Source organism: Gordonia crocea, from assembly GCF_009932435.1.
Classification (GTDB): domain Bacteria; phylum Actinomycetota; class Actinomycetes; order Mycobacteriales; family Mycobacteriaceae; genus Gordonia; species Gordonia crocea.
This window is the reverse complement of sequence record NZ_BJOU01000001.1, coordinates 730,400-746,794: the sequence shown is the minus strand read 5'-3', so window position 1 is coordinate 746,794 and position 16,395 is coordinate 730,400. Positions and strand designations below refer to the sequence as shown.

18 protein-coding genes are annotated in these 16,395 nt (G+C 69.0%); 13 read left to right on the top strand and 5 right to left on the bottom strand.

Features of this window, described 5'->3' with window-relative positions; all coding sequences use genetic code 11:
* Nucleotides 1–22: 22 nt before the first annotated feature.
* Genes nbrcactino_RS03540 through mnhG form a run of 6 tightly spaced genes read left to right on the top strand, consistent with a single transcriptional unit; the run spans nucleotide 23 to nucleotide 6,548 of the window.
* Nucleotides 23–2,854 (top strand): Na+/H+ antiporter subunit A, encoded by a 2,832-nt coding sequence (locus tag nbrcactino_RS03540; RefSeq protein WP_161926104.1) that lies wholly within the window; start codon nucleotides 23–25, stop codon nucleotides 2,852–2,854.
* On the top strand, nucleotides 2,851–3,531 hold the full coding sequence (locus nbrcactino_RS03535; protein WP_161926103.1) for a Na(+)/H(+) antiporter subunit C: 681 nt from the start codon (nucleotides 2,851–2,853) through the stop codon (nucleotides 3,529–3,531). The genes nbrcactino_RS03540 and nbrcactino_RS03535 overlap by 4 nt, the downstream gene beginning before the upstream one ends.
* Nucleotides 3,528–5,180, top strand: coding sequence for a Na+/H+ antiporter subunit D (locus tag nbrcactino_RS03530; protein WP_161926102.1), 1,653 nt, complete (start codon nucleotides 3,528–3,530; stop codon nucleotides 5,178–5,180). The genes nbrcactino_RS03535 and nbrcactino_RS03530 overlap by 4 nt, the downstream gene beginning before the upstream one ends.
* Nucleotides 5,180–5,890: a Na+/H+ antiporter subunit E gene (locus tag nbrcactino_RS03525; protein WP_161926101.1), complete on the top strand. Its 711-nt coding sequence runs from the start codon at nucleotides 5,180–5,182 to the stop codon at nucleotides 5,888–5,890. Before nbrcactino_RS03530 ends, nbrcactino_RS03525 begins: the two co-directional genes overlap by 1 nt.
* Nucleotides 5,891–5,895: 5 nt before the next feature.
* Nucleotides 5,896–6,159, top strand: coding sequence for a monovalent cation/H+ antiporter complex subunit F (locus tag nbrcactino_RS03520; RefSeq protein ID WP_161927572.1), 264 nt, complete (start codon nucleotides 5,896–5,898; stop codon nucleotides 6,157–6,159).
* Nucleotides 6,156–6,548, top strand: coding sequence for a monovalent cation/H(+) antiporter subunit G (gene mnhG, locus nbrcactino_RS03515; protein WP_161926100.1), 393 nt, complete (start codon nucleotides 6,156–6,158; stop codon nucleotides 6,546–6,548). Before nbrcactino_RS03520 ends, mnhG begins: the two co-directional genes overlap by 4 nt.
* On the opposite strand, the gene nbrcactino_RS03510 is transcribed toward mnhG, so the two are convergent.
* Genes nbrcactino_RS03510 through napA form a run of 4 tightly spaced genes read right to left on the bottom strand, consistent with a single transcriptional unit; the run spans nucleotide 6,545 to nucleotide 10,007 of the window.
* Nucleotides 6,545–8,455 carry a hypothetical protein gene (locus tag nbrcactino_RS03510; RefSeq protein WP_161926099.1) on the bottom strand — a complete coding sequence of 637 codons (1,911 nt, stop codon included), beginning with the start codon at nucleotides 8,453–8,455 and terminating at the stop codon, nucleotides 6,545–6,547. The two genes, mnhG and nbrcactino_RS03510, sit on opposite strands and share 4 nt — an antisense overlap.
* 6 nt (nucleotides 8,456–8,461) lie before the next feature.
* Complete coding sequence (locus tag nbrcactino_RS03505) at nucleotides 8,462–9,133, bottom strand: superoxide dismutase family protein (RefSeq protein ID WP_228460661.1); 672 nt, start codon at nucleotides 9,131–9,133, stop codon at nucleotides 8,462–8,464.
* A 17-nt stretch (nucleotides 9,134–9,150) separates the two neighbouring features.
* On the bottom strand, nucleotides 9,151–9,639 hold the full coding sequence (locus tag nbrcactino_RS03500; RefSeq protein ID WP_161926098.1) for a LytR C-terminal domain-containing protein: 489 nt from the start codon (nucleotides 9,637–9,639) through the stop codon (nucleotides 9,151–9,153).
* Between the two features lie 29 nt (nucleotides 9,640–9,668).
* Complete coding sequence (gene napA / locus nbrcactino_RS03495; protein WP_161926097.1) at nucleotides 9,669–10,007, bottom strand: nucleoid-associated protein NapA; 339 nt, start codon at nucleotides 10,005–10,007, stop codon at nucleotides 9,669–9,671.
* Between the two features lie 151 nt (nucleotides 10,008–10,158).
* Here napA and nbrcactino_RS03490 point away from each other — a divergent pair, with 151 nt between their 5' ends.
* From nbrcactino_RS03490 to nbrcactino_RS03470, 5 genes are read left to right on the top strand one after another with little or no spacing between them, the layout of a single operon-like run.
* Nucleotides 10,159–10,770, top strand: a complete 612-nt coding sequence (locus nbrcactino_RS03490) for a peptide deformylase (RefSeq protein ID WP_161926096.1) — start codon at nucleotides 10,159–10,161, stop codon at nucleotides 10,768–10,770.
* A 9-nt stretch (nucleotides 10,771–10,779) separates the two neighbouring features.
* Nucleotides 10,780–11,442 carry a GNAT family N-acetyltransferase, cg3035/Rv0428c family gene (locus nbrcactino_RS03485; RefSeq protein WP_161926095.1) on the top strand — a complete coding sequence of 221 codons (663 nt, stop codon included), beginning with the start codon at nucleotides 10,780–10,782 and terminating at the stop codon, nucleotides 11,440–11,442.
* Nucleotides 11,443–11,453: 11 nt separating this feature from the next.
* Entirely contained in the window at nucleotides 11,454–11,894 is a 441-nt protein-coding gene (locus nbrcactino_RS03480) for a guanyl-specific ribonuclease (protein ID WP_161926094.1), read from the top strand.
* Nucleotides 11,891–12,367: a barstar family protein gene (locus tag nbrcactino_RS18090; RefSeq protein WP_228460660.1), complete on the top strand. Its 477-nt coding sequence runs from the start codon at nucleotides 11,891–11,893 to the stop codon at nucleotides 12,365–12,367. The genes nbrcactino_RS03480 and nbrcactino_RS18090 overlap by 4 nt, the downstream gene beginning before the upstream one ends.
* Before the next feature lie 2 nt (nucleotides 12,368–12,369).
* The gene (locus nbrcactino_RS03470; protein ID WP_161926093.1) at nucleotides 12,370–13,152 is read left to right on the top strand and encodes an exodeoxyribonuclease III; all 783 of its coding nucleotides are present in this window, start codon (nucleotides 12,370–12,372) and stop codon (nucleotides 13,150–13,152) included.
* On the opposite strand, the gene nbrcactino_RS03465 is transcribed toward nbrcactino_RS03470, so the two are convergent.
* The gene (locus tag nbrcactino_RS03465; protein ID WP_161926092.1) at nucleotides 13,122–14,063 is read right to left on the bottom strand and encodes an SDR family NAD(P)-dependent oxidoreductase; all 942 of its coding nucleotides are present in this window, start codon (nucleotides 14,061–14,063) and stop codon (nucleotides 13,122–13,124) included. The genes nbrcactino_RS03470 and nbrcactino_RS03465 overlap by 31 nt on opposite strands.
* 178 nt (nucleotides 14,064–14,241) lie before the next feature.
* Here nbrcactino_RS03465 and nbrcactino_RS03460 point away from each other — a divergent pair, with 178 nt between their 5' ends.
* Nucleotides 14,242–15,816: a flavin-containing monooxygenase gene (locus tag nbrcactino_RS03460; protein WP_161926091.1), complete on the top strand. Its 1,575-nt coding sequence runs from the start codon at nucleotides 14,242–14,244 to the stop codon at nucleotides 15,814–15,816.
* Nucleotides 15,816–16,379 carry an SRPBCC family protein gene (locus nbrcactino_RS03455; RefSeq protein WP_161926090.1) on the top strand — a complete coding sequence of 188 codons (564 nt, stop codon included), beginning with the start codon at nucleotides 15,816–15,818 and terminating at the stop codon, nucleotides 16,377–16,379. The genes nbrcactino_RS03460 and nbrcactino_RS03455 overlap by 1 nt, the downstream gene beginning before the upstream one ends.
* The last annotated feature ends 16 nt before the right edge of the window (nucleotides 16,380–16,395 follow it).

Here is a 16,395-nt window from a genome sequence, read left to right as displayed (position 1 = left end):
ACCGATCTCGCCGGGAGCGCCCGTGATAGCTACCCTCGCCGCACTGGCGATCGCCGCGCTCGTCGCGCCGGTGGTCATGTGGCGACTGGGTCCCAAAGGCTTCTACGTCATCGCCGCGGCACCGGCCGGGGCACTCGCCTGGGTGCTCACCCACTGGCCCTCGAACGGGCCGCGGATCGAGACCGTCGAGTGGGTCCCCCGCCTGCACATGACCCTGGTCATGCGGATGGACACGCTGGCCGCGGTGATGTCGGTTCTCATCCTCGGCATCGGCACCCTCGTCCTCTGCTACTGCGCCAACTACTTCGACGCGATGCGCCCGCGGGTCGCCGTCTTCGGCGGCGAGATGCTGGCCTTCGCGGCCGCCATGTTCGGGCTGGTCGTCTCCGACAACATGCTGGTCCTCTATGTGTTCTGGGAGGCCACCACCGTCCTGTCGTTCCTGCTCGTCGGGTTCTACGGCGTCCGCGCGAGTTCGCGACGAGCGGCGACGCAGGCCCTGCTCGTCACCACCCTGGGTGGCCTGGCGATGCTCGGCGGGATCATCGCGCTGGGGTCGACGACCGGCAGCTACCTGCTCTCCGACCTCATCGCGCACCCGCCGGCCGCGTCGGTCTACGTCGACATCGCCATCGGCGCGATCCTCATCGGCGCGCTGTCCAAGTCGGCGATCGTCCCGCTGCACTTCTGGCTCCCCGGCGCGATGGCGGCACCGACCCCGGTCAGCGCCTACCTGCACGCGGCCGCCATGGTGAAGGCCGGCGTCTACCTGGTGGCCCGCCTGGCCCCCGGCTTTGCGACGCTGCCGGTCTGGCAGGTGATGGTGCTCGGGCTGGGCGCGCTGACCATGCTCGTCGGCGGCTGGCGCTCGCTGCGCGAGCTCGACCTGAAACTCATCCTCGCTTTCGGCACCGTCTCACAGCTCGGCTTCCTCATGGTGTTGCTCGGCTTCGGCGATGCCAACGTCGCGCTCGCCGGCATCACCATGCTCGTCGCCCACGCGATGTTCAAGGCGGCACTGTTCATGGTCGTCGGCATCATCGACCACTCGACCGGTACCCGAGATCTGCGCAAACTCGCGCGCCTGGGCCAACGGATGCCGGCGCTGGCACTCATCGCGGGCGCCGCCGCGGCGAGCATGGCCGGGCTGCCGTTCACCTTCGGCTTCGTCGCCAAAGAGGCCGCCTTCGGCACCATCTGGACCTCGGGCGCACTTCCCGATTGGCAGGCCCGCGGCATCGACCTGGTCTTGCTGACCGGCGCCGTCATCACGATGGCCTACTCCACCCGGTTCCTGTGGGGGGCCTTCGGACGCAAGCTGCGCCCCAATCCGAGCCTCGCGGTGAGCCGTGCGCTGCAGCCCTCCGCGATGTTCCTGGCGCCCCCCGCGGTCCTCGCCGTCGCGGGAATCGTCAGCGCCTTTTCGGCGGGCTGGCTGGGCACGCTCTTCGAGCCCTACGCCGACACGCTCCCCTCGTGGGGCGAGCCGCTGGAACACCTGGGACTGTGGCACGGGTTCGGCCTGCCGCTGCTGTTCTCGGTCATCGCGATGGTCGGCGGCGTCGGCGCCTTCCTCATCGTCCGCGCCCTGCGCGACCACCTGTTCGTCCGACCCGCACTGATCAACGCGGACCGGATCTACGACGCCACCCTGCGCGCCGTCGACGCCGCCTCCCTCGCGCTCACGCGCACCACCCAGCGCGGTTCGCTGCCGGTCACCCAGGGCGTGATCCTGGCGACGATGGTCGTACTGCCCACCGTCGCGCTGTTTGCCGGCGCCCGCTCCGTGATCGACCCCGCCGGCTTCGACTCCGGCCCCCAGGCCGTCGTCGCGCTCCTCATGCTCGCCGCGGCCCTGGGCGTCGTCATCCTCCGCAACCGTCTGGCCGCCGTCCTGGCGATCGGCCTCAACGGTTACGGCTGCGTCTTCCTCTTCGCCCGCTACGGCGCCCCCGACCTCGCGCTCACCCAGGCGCTCGTCGAGACGCTGACCCTGGTCATCTTCGTGCTGGTGCTGCGCAAGCTGCCCGCCGAGAGCCCCGAACGCCCGCAGGGTGCCACCCGCATCGTCCGCGCGGTGATCGCGGTCGCGGTCGGCGTCACGGTCTCGGTCCTGGCGGTCTTCGCCGCCGCCGCGCGCAGTGCCACCCCACTGCACGAGATCATCCCCGATATCGCCTACCGGGTGGGCCACGGCGCCAACGCGGTGAACGTGCTGCTCGTCGACATCCGCGCCTGGGACACCCTCGGCGAGATCTCGGTCCTCATCGTCGCGGCCACCGGTGTTGCATCGATGGTCTTCCGCAACCGCCGGTTCGGGGCGGCGCCGCGCGTCGCCGACGCCGACAACGGGGGCAAGTCCCTGCCGTCGGACCGCACGACCTGGCTGTTGGGCAGCGACCTGCGCGACCCGCGGCACCGTTCCCTGGTGCTCGAAGCCACGACGCGGCTGGTCTTCCCGACAATGGTGGTGCTCTCGGTCTTCTTCTTCTACTCCGGGCACAACTCCCCGGGCGGCGGCTTCGCCGGCGGCCTGACGATGGGTCTGGCCCTGGTCCTGCGATACCTCGCCGGTGGGCGTTATGAACTCGGCGAGGCACTGCCGATCGAAGCCGGCACCATCCTGGGCACCGGCCTGGCGATCTCCGGCGGCACCGCGGCCGCCTCACTGTTCTTCGGTGCGCCGGCCCTGTCCTCGGCGATGTTCGAGGTGACCCTGCCCCTGCTGGGCGAGGTCAAGATCGTCACCGCACTCTTCTTCGACCTCGGCATCTACCTGATCGTGGTCGGCCTGGTCTTGGACATCCTGCGCAGCCTCGGGGCGCGCCTCGACGTGGAGGCCGATGCATCATGAGCATCAACCTCCCCCTCGTCGTCGTCCTTGGCGGCATCATCGCCTGCGGCGCCTACCTGTTGATGGACCGCTCGTTGATCAAGATGCTGCTCGGCCTGATGTTGGTCGGCAACGCGGTCAACGTGTTGATCCTGGTGATCGCCGGCGACAGCGGTAGCCCGCCGATCCGCGGGCAACAGGTCGACGGCCGCCCGGTCGACGCCGACCCGTTGGCCCAGGCGATGATCCTCACCGCGATCGTCATCATGATGGGCGTCGCCGCCTTCGTCCTGGCCCTGGTCTACCGGCTCTTCGTCCTCAACCGCGACGAGGGCGACGACGATGACGACCTCGAGGACGATCCCGAGGACGTCAAGATCCTCACCGGCTCACTCGACACCGCCGGCGACCGCGACCGCAGCGACGACCCGGTGACGCTGGCCGACACGACGGCGGGCGACCTGTTCGACGACGAGGGCCACCCGCTTACGCCGGCGCAGTTCGAGGCGCTGCACCGCACCGTGATCGAGACCGACCTCCTCATGACCGACGACGAGGACGTCGTCGACGAGCTGCACAGCCCCGACGACCCGGACTCCGATTCCGACAATTACGCCGTGTGTGACCTGCCCAGTCCCGACGACGAGCACGACGACTATTCGACCAAGCCGCGCGACGAAGGGGGCTTTGACGCATGACCGTCCCCGTTTCGTGGTTCCCCGTGCTGATCGTGATGCCGACCCTGGTCCCCCTCATCGGCGCGGCCCTGACGCTGGTCGCGGCGCGCAGCCCGCGCGTGCAGCGCGTCGTCACGGTCGCTGCGATCAGCACCACGCTCGCCGCGTCGCTGCTAATGCTGTTCGGCGTCAGCAAACACGGCACCCAGGCGATCGCCGTGGGCGGCTGGGACAACACGGTGGCCGGCGAGCGCCACAAACGGCTCGGGCCGCTGGGCATCACGCTGGTCGTCGACCACCTGTCGGCAATGATGCTGGTCGTCTCGACCACCGTGCTGCTGTGCGTCATCCTCTACGCCATCGGCCAGGGTCTGCGCGACGGCACCGAGGCGCAGCCGGTCTCGATCTTCCAGCCGACCTATCTGATCCTGTGTGCCGGCGTGTGCAACGCCTTCGTGGCCGGCGACCTGTTCAACCTGTATGTGTCGTTCGAGGTGCTGCTCACCGCGAGTTACGTGCTCCTCACCGTCGGCGCCAGCGCCGACCGGGTCCGCGCCGGCGCCATGTACGTCATGGTGTCGATGGTGTCGTCGCTGATCTTCCTGCTCGGCATCGCCCTGGCGTACTCGACGACCGGCACGCTGAACCTGGCCCAGATGGCCGTCCGCCTCAACGACGGCACCATCCCCGACGGCACGCGCAACGCGCTGTACGCCGTCCTGCTCGTCGCCTTCGGCATCAAGGCCGCGATCTTCCCGCTTTCGACGTGGCTGCCGGACTCGTATCCGACCGCGCCGGCGCCGGTCACCGCCGTGTTCGCCGGCTTGCTGACCAAGGTCGGTGTGTACGCGATCATCCGCGCCCACACCCTGCTGTTCCCCGGCGGATCGATGGATTCGGTGCTGATGGTCGCCGGCCTGCTGACCATGCTGATCGGCATCGCGGGTGCGATCGCCCAATCGGACATCAAACGATTGTTGTCGTTCACCCTGGTCAGCCACATCGGCTACATGGTGTTCGGCATCGCCCTCTCGTCGAAGATCGGCATGGCCGCCGCGATCTATTACGTCGCCCACCACATCCTGGTGCAGACCACCCTGTTCCTGGTCGTGGGCCTCATCGAGCGGCAAGCCGGATCGGCCTCGCTGCGCCGGCTCGGCGGCCTGATCGCCAGTCCCGTCCTGGCCGTCCTCTACCTGATCCCCGCACTCAACCTGGGTGGCATCCCACCGTTCTCCGGGTTCATCGGCAAGGTCGCGCTCCTGCAGGCCGGCGCCGGCGACGGGTCGGCCCTCGCCTGGACGCTCGTCGTCGGCGGCCTGGTGACGAGCCTGCTGACGCTCTACGTCGTCGCCCGCATCTGGACGAAGGCCTTCTGGCGGGCGCGGGCCGACGCACCGGAGGGCGCGCTCTCCGACGAGCGCCCGTCGGCGCTCATGGACGAGAGCACCGACATCTCGTTCTCCGACCGCGACGACGTCGGCTCGATGCCGGTGGGCATGGTCATCCCGACCGTCGTCATGGTCGCGGTCGGCTTGGCGATGACGATCTGGGCCGGGCCGATCATGAACTACGCCGACCGGGCCGCGGCCGATGTCGTCAACCCGCACGTCTACATCCACGCGGTGACCGGGACCCCGGCCGCCCCTTCGGCGAAGGGAGGACGCTGATGCGCGCCGCACTGACCAACGCCTGGCGCCTCGCGCTGCTGGGGATCTTCTGGGCCTTCGGGACCGTCTTCGTCTGGTTCGCCGAGCACGTCACGCTGCCGGACTGGCTCGGCGGCGACCTCCGCGAAGTCGGCGTCCGGCTGTGGACCGTGGCCTGGCTGACGTCGGTGTGGGTCCTGCTGTGGGGGACGGTCTCGTGGGCCAACATCCTCGGCGGGCTCCTCGCGGCCGTCCTGGTCCTGACGCTGTTGCCCCTGCCCCGCGTCCCCGTCGAGGGACGGCTGCACCCGGTGTCCATCATCGTGTTGGCCTTCCGCCTGGTCCGCGAGTTCCTGATCTCCTCGGTCCAGGTGGGATGGGTGGCGATCCGCCCGAGCCGCCCGCCGCTGGGCGCGGTGGTGCGGCGCCGCGTCGCCATCAAGTCCGACATGGTGCTGACCCTGGCGATCAACTACATCAACCTGGTCCCGGGCACGATCGTCGTCGAAATCGACCATCGCCGCCGGATGCTGTACATCCACGTGTTCGACCTGTCCTCGCCGAAGAAGGTGGCGCACTTCGACAAACAGATCGCCTACATCGAGCGCGCCTTCATCCACGCTTTCGAGCGTGACAGCGAGTGGCATCCGAGCCCGTACCACGGGATCGACGACGAGTATCACAACCGAGTCCTCGCCCAGCGCGACGCCGACGGAAAGGAGCCCCGTTGAGCACCATGAACATCCTGTGGTTGATCGCCGGCGCCATGCTCCTCATCGCCGCCGTCCTGACCACGATCCGCATCCTGGGCGGCCCGACCACCCTGGACCGACTCGTCGCACTCGACATGGCCATCGCCCTGACGATGACCGGGTTGGCGCTGTGGGCGGCGATCAGCGGCGACTCCACCGTGCTGTCGGCCATTGTCGCCATCGCCCTGGTCAACTTCATCGGGTCGATCGCCGTGGCCCGCTTTCGCGTCCGGGACGACCAGCGATGACCACCGCCGAGATCATCAGCACCGTCCTGGTCCTCACCGGGTCCCTGCTGGCGCTCACCGCCTCCATCGGGGTGGTTCGTTTCCGCGACACCCTGTCCCGGATGCACGCCGCCACCAAGCCGCAGACCTTCGGCCTGCTCCTCGTCTTCGCCGGTGCGGCGGTCCGGCTCTGGCCGAACGTCGACATCGGGATGCTGATCCTCGCCGGGCTTTTCGCGCTGATCACCGCACCGGTCGTGGCCCAGCGGGTGGGACAACTCGCCTACCGGGAGCAGCGCGCCGACAGCGGGTTGACCCGCTCCCACACCGAGGTCGGCGCCCCCGACGAGGACGCCCCAGACAAGGACGACCCCGACAAGGGCGACCCCGACGACGGGTCTCCCGCCTAGCGCCGTTGGCGCTTGCGGGCCCGACGGAACTGCCGTGACTTCGTGCGGTGCGAGAGTCGGCGCCGCATGCGTCCGAAGACGAGCATGGTCGAGAGCACCATCAGACCGATGATCAACGCGATCTGAACCGGCGCGTTCTGGACGACCGTGACGACACCCAGCAGGGCGACGGCCAGCACCAGCAGGATCTCGCGCAGCTCCGCATAGAACCGCTGCAACCGCCCCGGACGGGCGCGCACCGTCGCCAGCGTCTGCCGCTGCACGCCCAACCGGGCACGCAACTCCGCGTCGATGAACGCCATCGGCAGATCCTGATGAATCCCGAGGGTCTCGGTGCCGGACGGGAACCGGGCGCCCCACGACCCGCCGGTGACACTGCGGCGGTTGTCCTCCACGTCGGAGGGCACTTCGAAAACTTTGAGGATGACCGAGCGGACCTCGCCGTCCTCGTCGGGGGCGCCCTCCATGACGACGTAGTCGCCGCTCTCCAGGCCCAGAATGTCGATCGCCAGACGTGACATGAGCACGACGTCGCGCTCGGCCGACGCCGGGTCGGCCAACGTCACACGCATCGTCAGATAGGTCGGTTTGCCCAGGATCGGGTCGAACCAGCGGACCCGCTCCACCTCGGCCGGCGTGATCGCCAGGACGTCGCCGCGCTCGACGCCGCAGGCCATGCGGAGCACATGGTCGACCTGGGCGTGCCCGACATCGGGTTCGGGCGGATCCAGTGGGTCATACGGGTGCACCGCCGCCAGCGCCGCGGGTGCGGCGGCGCCGTGCTGGGCTGCCAACCGTGCCGAACGGATTGAGACCACCGTCGGCCCACCCAGGGCCCGCAGGTCCTCGCGGTTGAGGCGGATCACCGACTTCCCACCGCGATCGAGCCCGTCCGGGCTCGAATCGACCCAGGCGAGGGTCTCCCCGGTGAACTTTTCGGGCGCGAGCGCACGGGTGTCGTCGAGGTCGCCGACCGGCGGCAGCGTCCCATAGCGGCGCGGCGGGGTGCCCATCTCGTCGGTCAGGTCGAAGAAGGCGTTCTCCGCCACCACCCGACCCGACGAGGCGATCGCCGCGGTCAGGTCGGCGGGCGACAGGTCCTCGGCGTTGCCGGCCGGGTCGATGTCGGGGTCGTCGTTGAGCGACGCGAGCAACTCGGCCTGGTCGAGCCCGGGCCCGTCGGAACCGGGGATCCGCATCCGGATCGGGATGCCCTCCCGATCCGCGAGTAGCCCGTCAGCAGCGACGTAGGCATAGGCCCCGGCCAGCTCCTCACCGGTTTCGAGGACGATCCGCACGCCGTGGGCACTGTCGAGCCACACCCGGCGGTAGTGCGGCGACTCCGAGGCATCGAGTTCGGCCAACTGCCGGTCGTCGAGGAACTGCACCGCCAACACGGGCTTGGCATCGGGGTCGGGGAAAGGCGTGGCGGCGATGTAGTCGAACTGGGAGACCTTCGACATATAGCCGACGGCCACCCCGTGGACCCGTGCCCGGATCGATGGGATGAACAGGATCTCGGGCCGGTCGCGGAATTTGAACCGGAGTTGGGCCGGCGACGCATTCGAACCGACGGCGATGACCGGGACACGGGCATCCATCGGGGTACACCGTGTCTTCTCCGCCAACCGGCTGAGCTGGATCGCCGAGGCATCCTGGCGGTCGGCCGCCAACACGTTGCGGACGCGACACACCCCGACGCGCACCGGCGGCGTGTCCTCCCAGGCGAGGGCGGCGCCGTCCCGGTCGGTGATCTTCCACATCCGGCTCGCTTCGACGACGACCGAATCCGGCGGCCACTCCCCCGGATAGGTCTGCGGCAGCATACGCGGTGCAGAGCGGGCCTCGAACGGGCGTGCTTCGTCGTACGGCCCCGGCTTCAACTCACCCGGCTCGGCAACCCCCATCAGTGCTCAGTCGGCCTTGATGACACCGCAGGCGGCGCGGCCGCCGGCGTCGCCGGTCGAGAGGGTCTTTTCGTCGGGACCGCTGCGCCCACCGGACTGGTAGCGGTCGGGGATGTTGCCGAAGTTGTCCGCACCGGCGTGGATGATGATCGACTTGCCGGTGATCTGCTCGAGGGTGACCGCCTCGGTGGTGGTCGAGGTGGATCCGGCCCCGTTGGCGCCGATGTAGATCGACACCAGGTCGCCGCTGGACGGGTGGCCGGTGTGCCCCGCCACCTGCAGGTGGCCGCCGGCGCTGCTGAACGGCTCCGCGCCCGACGGGTTGCACACGCCGTTGGTGTGCAGGTGCATGCCGTGGAAGCCCTGGGTGAGACCGCGCGACACCGAGACGACGACCTTGACGCCCTTGCCCGCCTGGGTGAACACCGCGGTCCCGATCTGCTGGTTCTCGGTATTGACGAGCTTGGCGCTCACCTCGTCGGCGTGGCCGCCCTTGTGCTCGTCGCCGTGGGCCTCCGCGGCTCCTCCGGGTCCGCCCTGGTCACCGGTGACGACGGTCGGGTTGGTGCCCTTCACCGTCGACGGTTCCTCGGAGTTGCTGCAGCCGGACAGTGCCAGTCCGAGGGCGGCTGCCGCCGCGACGACTGCGGCCGACTTGCTCGTGGTAATCCTGCGCACGCTCACGATGGTCCCCTTTATTCAGTGATTGCGATGACCAGCACGCCGTTGGTACATGCCGGCAGTCTCGAGGCGCCTTCCGGGCGCGCCTCCACGCTGTAACCGCCGCCGAGATCGGTCGCGACCTGCTTGGCCGCCGCCTCGTCGCCGTCGCGGTAGAAGATGGTGTTCTCGTCCAGGGAGCTCGACGAGAGGTTGCTCGGCTCGGCGGTCTTGTACCCCTTGGCCTTGAGCTGCTTGGTCACCGACGCAGCGAGTCCGCCCACGTTGCCCGCGTTGACCACGCACACCTTCGTCGACGAGGCCTCCACCCCGGCCGGGGCCGACGTGGTCGGCGGGGCGGCCGTGGTCTGCGTCGCGGCGGTTTGCGCCGGGGGTGCATCGTCGTCGCCGGAACCGGTCGCCAGCCGGTGGATACCGAGGCCGAAGAACACCACGGCCACGGCCAGCAGCAGCATCGCGCCGGCGCGCAGCGGCAAACGGTTGGAATCGCGTTCGGAAGTCATCGGGCCCAACTCTATCTCAGGGCCGTGCGCTACTCGGAGAGATCAAAGCCCAGGCGCCGGGCCGCACGGGCCTTCTGGCGCGAGGCGCGCAGTCGGCGCAGGCGCTTGACCAGCATCGGGTCGGCGGCCAGCGCCTCCGGCCGGTCGACGAGCGCGTTCAGGATCTGGTAGTAGCGCGTCGCGGAAAGCCCGAAGAGCTCCTTGATCGCGTCTTCCTTCGCCCCCGCGTACTTCCACCATTGCCGCTCGAACGACAGGATGTCGTGTTCCCGGCGCGACAGGCCATCGGCTACGACCTCATTCGGGTCGAGATTGGGGTCTGCCCCCGCCTTGTGGCCCTGCTCGCTATGCGCAGCCGCCCCGTCCATCACGCTCCCTCAAAAACTTCCTGCTCGTCCGCCGATCGGTCCGTGCCGTCGGTGTGACTCGGTAGTTATCTAACCACGCCTGCGCGTCTGATCCGCATCGTGACGCGCCGTGTTTGCCGGTCGCCCAACCCCACTGCGTAATCTAATCGGCATGGCGATTCTTCCCATCTGCATCATTGGCGAACCGGTGCTGCACGAGCCGACGACGCCGGTCGCCCTCGACGCCGACGGCCGTCCCGGCGCCGACGACATCGCACTGCTCGACGACATGTACGACACGATGGACGCGGCCAACGGGGTCGGCCTGGCGGCCAACCAGGTCGGCGTCGGCAAGCGCATGTTCGTCTACGACTGCCCCGACGGCGAGTCCCGCGCCGCCAAGCGCCGCCGCGGCGAGGTCATCAACCCCGTCCTGGAGACCTCCGCGGTTCCCGAGACGATGCCCGACCCCGACGACAATGACGAGGGCTGCCTGTCGGTTCCCGGCGAGCAGTTTCCGACCGGCCGGGCCGACTGGGCGCGCGTCACCGGCGTGGACCGCAACGGCGACAAGGTGGAGATCGAGGGCAACGGTTTCTTCGCCCGCATGCTGCAGCACGAGACCGGACACCTCGACGGCTTCCTCTACGTCGACGTCCTCGTCGGCCGCAACGCGCGGGCGGCGAAGAAGGCCGTCAAGCGCAACGGCTGGGGCACCCCGGGCCTCACCTGGATGCCCGGCGAGGTCGCCGACCCCTTCGGCCACGACGACATCGTCGACTGACCGGCCGCCATGTCCACCGGAGACCGGGTGTTCGTCGGCGACCGGGTCGTGGTGCGCTACCGGTTGGCGCCCGGCGCCCCCGGCGACTGGCGCGGTGCCACCGACGCCACCCTCTCCGATGTCACCGGCGTCGTGGTCGACGCCGGTGATCCCCTGGTCCTGACCCGGGTGGCCCCCGCCGCCCTCACCCCCGCCGACCTGGTGCGGGTGCCGGCAGATCTGGTCACCTCGATCCGACTGCTCTCGTACCGCGCGGTCCGCAACAACGAGATCCGCGACGTCGCCCTGCGCGCCGTGGCAGCCCCCGTCACCGACGAGGTACAGGGCTGGTTGGTGCGGGCCGGCGCCGCCGAGGAGGGCGGCGTCCCGGCCAACACCGCGGTGCCCGCGCGCATGGGGGCGCGCCTGGACTCGACCACCGTGGGCGCGGTGGAGAGCTGGTTCACCGCACACCACCTGCCGACGATCGTCGAACTGCCGGAGCGGCTGGTCACCGACGCCACGGCCGGAACGCCGATCGGCGGCGAGTTCCATCGGCTCATCCGGGTTGCCGACGACGGGACCGAGTCGGACATCGTCACCGTCGCCGCGCAGGACACCGACACCGGTATCGCCCTGCGCGCCGACGGATTCCGGCTGCACCACCGCGTGGCCTACCGGCGGCTGGGCTAATCTCGACCCCGATGCGCTCCAAGAACACAGCTGCCGCGACCTGGTTCGCCGTCGGCGTCGCCGCCACCGTGCTCGTCGTCGGCCTGGTGTGGTTGTTCGGCGGCTCCGGGAGCGGCCCCGATCCGGACAACCCGCGACAGCCCGGCACCGCGAGCTCCGCCGCACCCGCCCACGTCCTGCGCACCCTGTCGTTCATCGATGACGGGCGGTGGCCATCGGCGGCGAACGCGCCGGGCACCCAAGGCGGGCGCACGTTCCGCAACAACGAGGGCCAGCTCCCCCGCACCGATTCCACCGGCGCGCGAGCCCGGTACCGGGAGTGGGACGTCAACCCGAAACAGCCCGGGCGCAGCCGGGATGCCGAACGGATCATCACCGGCGCCGACGGTTCGGCGTGGTACACGCTCGACCACTACCGCACCTTCCACCAGATCCGGGGGCCCAACAAGTGAGCAGCAATGACATCGGCCTCGACGAGTTCCTCGCCGCGACCGCGACCGGCGGATCGGCCATCGGGTTGCGGGTGGTGGACCGTGTGAGCGCGACCGCCGCCGGGCCGGCCGGGTGCGCGGTCCGACGGGTGGACGGGCGCGACGCGCGGACCCTGCCCGCGCTGTACCGGACGATGGCCACGACGTGGGACTTCCCGGCTCACTTCGGCAGGAACAAAGACGCCTTCGACGACTGCATGGGCGATCTGCCCGACACCCGGCGCGGCTACCTGACCGAGATCACCTCGCCCGGCGCACTGCTCGACCGCGCGCCCGGCGAGCTGGCGTGGTTCGTCGACTCGATGGCCTTCTACGCCGGCGAGTACGCCCCGGACCGGCAGTTCGGCGTCCTGCTGGTGGCCACGGCCGATCAGGCCGCCGACGCCGCCCGGATCTGGTCGGCGGCGGGCGCCGAGTTGGTGGCGGTGCGGTAGCCATGCGTCTGGCGACGTGGAACGTCAATTCGATCCGTGCCCGATCCGAGGCGGTGGTCGGCTGGGCGCAGGCCGCCGACATCGACGTCCTGGCCATCCAGGAGACGAAGTGCACCGATGACGGCTTTCCGGTGATGAGTTTCCTCGCCGCCGGGTACGACGTTGCGTCCATGGGGTCGGGGGCCTACAACGGCGTGGCGATCGCCTCGCGTGTCGGATTGGCCGAGGTGGAGTACGGGTTCGAGGGACAGCCGGCCTTCGGCGGCGAAGTCGAGGCGCGCGCCCTGTCGGCGGTATGCGACGGGGTTCGGGTGTGGAGCCTGTACGTGCCCAACGGTCGGACGCCCGACGACCCGCATTTCGCCTACAAGCTCGCCTGGCTCGCCGCATTGCGCGACCGGGCCGCGCTGTGGCTGGCGCACGACCCGGCCGCGCAGATCGCCCTGGCCGGCGACTGGAACGTGGCGCCGACCGACGCCGACGTGTGGGACCCGGCCGAGTTCGTCGGCAAGACCCATGTCACCGACGCCGAGCGGGACGCCTTCGCCTCCTTCGGCGATGCCGGCTACCGCGACGCCGCCGCCCCCTACCTCGATGCGGCGAAGACCTTTACGTTCTGGGATTACCAGCAACTGCGCTTCCCCCGGAACCAAGGGATGAAGATCGATTTCATCCAGTGCTCCCCGGCACTGAACGACCGCGTGTTCGGCGCCGAGGTCGACAAGGCCGCCCGCAAGGCCCCCGGGGCCAGCGATCACGCCCCGGTGGTTCTCGACCTCCGCTGATCATGCGGTTGCGCGACCGCGGCCGCCGACTCCGGCATCGCCAGGTATTCGATTTGGCGCGCCACGCGCGACCATCCGGGGAAGACCGAGGTCAGGCTGCCGCCGATGCGCCCCGCCGTGGTGGAGACGGTCGGCCGCCCGTGTCGCACCGCGCGTTCGATCAGCGACGCCGCCTGCTCCGGACTGATCGTCGGCGCCGGCTGCACCTTGCGCGACGGTTCGATCATCGGCGTACGGGTGAGCGGCACCTTGACCGACGTGATGGTCACGCCTTTGCCGGCGATCTCGCCCGAGAGCACCTCGCCGAACGCGTCGAGGGCCGCCTTGCTCGCCACATACGCGCTGTAGCGCGGGCTGAACACCTGGGTGCTGATGCTCGACACGTTGACGATGCGCCCGTGGCGGCGGTCGACCATCCCCGGCAACACGGCCAGCGTGCAAGTCACCGCGCCCAGGTAGTTCGCCTCGATCGTCCGGCGGTAATCGTGAGATCGATTGACCGCGTTGACCGCTCCGCGCCGGATGGACCGACCGGCATTGTTCACCAGCACGTCGATCCGGCCGTCGGCGGCCAGCACCTCGTCGACGATCGCCCGCATGCGCTCCTCGTCGGTGACATCCCCCGCGTACCAGCGCACGCGGTCGTCGGCATCGAACTCCGCGGCGATGTCGGCCGCGGTCTGCTTCAACTGGTCCTCGCCTCGCGCGATCAGCACGACGGTCGCCCCGGCCCGAACGAACCGCCGCGCACACGCCGCGCCGATCCCCGACGATCCGCCGGTGATCACGATGACCTTGCCCGCCGGATCGACCGACGCCAGGTGGGCCGACGTCGCCACCCCCGTCACCGCCGCGCGTGCGAGGTCTTTACGGGCCGCCCACAGGCGCCGGGGCACAGAAGATCTCGCCACGGTTCCCCCTTCCAATGTCTGAACTGATACATCAGTCTGTCGACGGCCGACGCTACCAGCGCAGAGTCTCGGTGGGAATGGTCGTCGATAACGCGAATCCCTTGGAATTAGTTGAACTGATGCGTCAGTCTATAGTTTACTGGAACGGATCGACTGCCATTCAACGAGAGGTCCCACCATGGGAGACACTACGCCGCGCACCACCGACGTCGAGGTCGCAATCATCGGAGCCGGAGCAGGCGGGATCTGCGCCGGAATCAAGTTGCAAGAAATCGGCATCGACGACTTCGTCCTGATCGAGCGGGCAGACGACCTGGGGGGCACCTGGCGGGCCAACACGTACCCGAACGTCGGCGCCGACCTGCCGTTCCTCGCCTACCAATTCTCATTCGCCCCCAAGAACGACTGGAGCCACTTCTTCGCCAAGGGCGACGAGATCCAGGACTACCACGTCGGCCTGGCGAAAGACGCAGGCCTGGATGCCAAGACAATCTTCGGCACCGAAGTCGTTCGCGAGCAGTGGGACGAGCACAACCACCACTGGGAACTGCACACCGCCACCGGACAGACGATCACCGCACGATTCGTCCTCAGTGCCGTCGGCGCCTACATCAACCCCAAGGACAAGCCGGACATCGAAGGCCTGTCGACCTTCGAGGGGAAGGTCGTGATCCCCTCGGGGTGGGATCACGACTACGACTTCGCCGGCAAACGCGTCGCCGTGATCGGCGTCGGGTCCAGTGCGGTTCAGATCGCCCCGGCGCTCGCCGAACAGGTCGAGCACCTGGATATCTACCAGCGCACCCCCCAGTGGTACTTCCCCAAGCCAGACTTCGCGACCCCCCGATGGTTGCAGCGCGCACTGGGCCTCCCTCGCCTGGCCGGATGGCTCCACGAAGCCATCCTCGCCGTGATGGAACTCGGATTGCGGGTGTTGATCTACACCCCGCGCTGGCTGTTCGCGCCGGCCGCCAACACCTTCGACCGCGCCGGACACGCGCTCTACCGCCTGTGGCTGAGACTGTGCGTCAAGGATCGGGAAACCCGCCGCAAACTCGACCCGTCCTATGGACCGGGCTGTACGCGCGGCACCCTGGGGGGCGGCTATCTCTCGGTTTTCAACCGCGACAATGTCGCACTACACACCACTGGGATCGACCACATCGAGCCCGACGCAGTGGTCACCGCTGACGGGGTGCGCCGACCGATCGATGCGCTCGTCCTCGCCACCGGATACGAGATGTTCTCCGATCCGGAAACCTACCGAGAGGGAACGGTGGTGGGCCACAACGGGTTCGACCTGGGCCGCTACTACAACTCGGTCGGCCTGCGCGCGTACCACAGCACAGCCGTCGCCGGTCTGCCCAACCGCTGGATGCTGGTCGGGCCGTATTCCTGGACCGGTACCGCCTTCCACTACATCCTGGAGAATGCCACACGGCACATCACCGCGGTGCTGGACGAAACGCGTGACCGCGGCGCGACCCGGGTCGAGGTCACCGAACAGGCGCAAGCGCGCTTCCACGACGACATGGTCAAGCGGGGACAGAATCTCGCCCACTACTTCTCCATTCACTGCGCGGGCTCGAACACCTATTTCGTCAACTCGCAGGGAGAATCCGTTTATGTCCGGCCGTGGACGATTTATCAATCGCGGCGCCGCAGCGTCGAGTTCGACCGGTCCGATTACCGTTTCACCAGCGGTCGGCCGACACCGGCCGAATCCGAGGCTTCCCTGAGCGCGGTGAACTGATGCAGCCCCTCGCCCGCTTCCGGTTCCGCGCCACCGCCCCGGTTACCCTCGAGTCCGCCGCCGAAGCGATTGACACGGCGCCGTTCTGCACCCACGTCGTCTACGATTTCCCCGACATCGACCCCGACGACCTGTGGTCGATCGTGTCCTCCGACCGGATGTGGTCGTGGCTGCCCTTCGTGTGGGGCTGCCGCTATCCCGACGACGGTGCCGAGGTTGCCGTCGGCACGGTTCGCGACTTCCAGATGTTCCTCCACCACTGGCTGATCTACGCCCAGCGTGAGCAGATACTCGTCTGGGAGCCGAGCGCACGCCTCGCGTATACGGCCACCGACGCCACCCTGCCCTTCTTTGGCACCTGGTTCGAGGACTATCGGATCAGCGCGCGGCCCGCGGGCGGCTCGCGGCTGAGTTGGACGATGGCGGTGCACGTCCGATTCCTGGGCCGCCTACCGTTGCGGTGGACTGCACCGCTGTTCCAGGCCATCTTCCGGTTCGGGCTACGCGGGCTCCCCCGCGAGCACCGCAACGGCCTGACCGCCGTTCGCGAAACGACCATCTGACCCGGTCGAGGCGCGG

What these genes read in the sequence shown, in the direction of transcription:
- nbrcactino_RS03535 (WP_161926103.1), top strand. Translation starts at nt 2,851, where the DNA reads ATGAGCATCAACCTCCCCCTCGTCGTCGTCCTTGGCGGCATCATCGCC.
- nbrcactino_RS03530 (WP_161926102.1), top strand. Translation starts at nt 3,528, where the DNA reads ATGACCGTCCCCGTTTCGTGGTTCCCCGTGCTGATCGTGATGCCGACC.
- nbrcactino_RS03525 (WP_161926101.1), top strand. Translation starts at nt 5,180, where the DNA reads ATGCGCGCCGCACTGACCAACGCCTGGCGCCTCGCGCTGCTGGGGATC.
- nbrcactino_RS03520 (WP_161927572.1), top strand. Translation starts at nt 5,896, where the DNA reads ATGAACATCCTGTGGTTGATCGCCGGCGCCATGCTCCTCATCGCCGCC.
- mnhG (WP_161926100.1), top strand. Translation starts at nt 6,156, where the DNA reads ATGACCACCGCCGAGATCATCAGCACCGTCCTGGTCCTCACCGGGTCC.
- nbrcactino_RS03510 (WP_161926099.1), bottom strand. Translation starts at nt 8,455, where the DNA reads ATGGGGGTTGCCGAGCCGGGTGAGTTGAAGCCGGGGCCGTACGACGAA.
- nbrcactino_RS03500 (WP_161926098.1), bottom strand. Translation starts at nt 9,639, where the DNA reads ATGACTTCCGAACGCGATTCCAACCGTTTGCCGCTGCGCGCCGGCGCG.
- napA (WP_161926097.1), bottom strand. Translation starts at nt 10,007, where the DNA reads ATGGACGGGGCGGCTGCGCATAGCGAGCAGGGCCACAAGGCGGGGGCA.
- nbrcactino_RS03490 (WP_161926096.1), top strand. Translation starts at nt 10,159, where the DNA reads ATGGCGATTCTTCCCATCTGCATCATTGGCGAACCGGTGCTGCACGAG.
- nbrcactino_RS03485 (WP_161926095.1), top strand. Translation starts at nt 10,780, where the DNA reads ATGTCCACCGGAGACCGGGTGTTCGTCGGCGACCGGGTCGTGGTGCGC.
- nbrcactino_RS03480 (WP_161926094.1), top strand. Translation starts at nt 11,454, where the DNA reads ATGCGCTCCAAGAACACAGCTGCCGCGACCTGGTTCGCCGTCGGCGTC.
- nbrcactino_RS03470 (WP_161926093.1), top strand. Translation starts at nt 12,370, where the DNA reads ATGCGTCTGGCGACGTGGAACGTCAATTCGATCCGTGCCCGATCCGAG.
- nbrcactino_RS03460 (WP_161926091.1), top strand. Translation starts at nt 14,242, where the DNA reads ATGGGAGACACTACGCCGCGCACCACCGACGTCGAGGTCGCAATCATC.
- nbrcactino_RS03455 (WP_161926090.1), top strand. Translation starts at nt 15,816, where the DNA reads ATGCAGCCCCTCGCCCGCTTCCGGTTCCGCGCCACCGCCCCGGTTACC.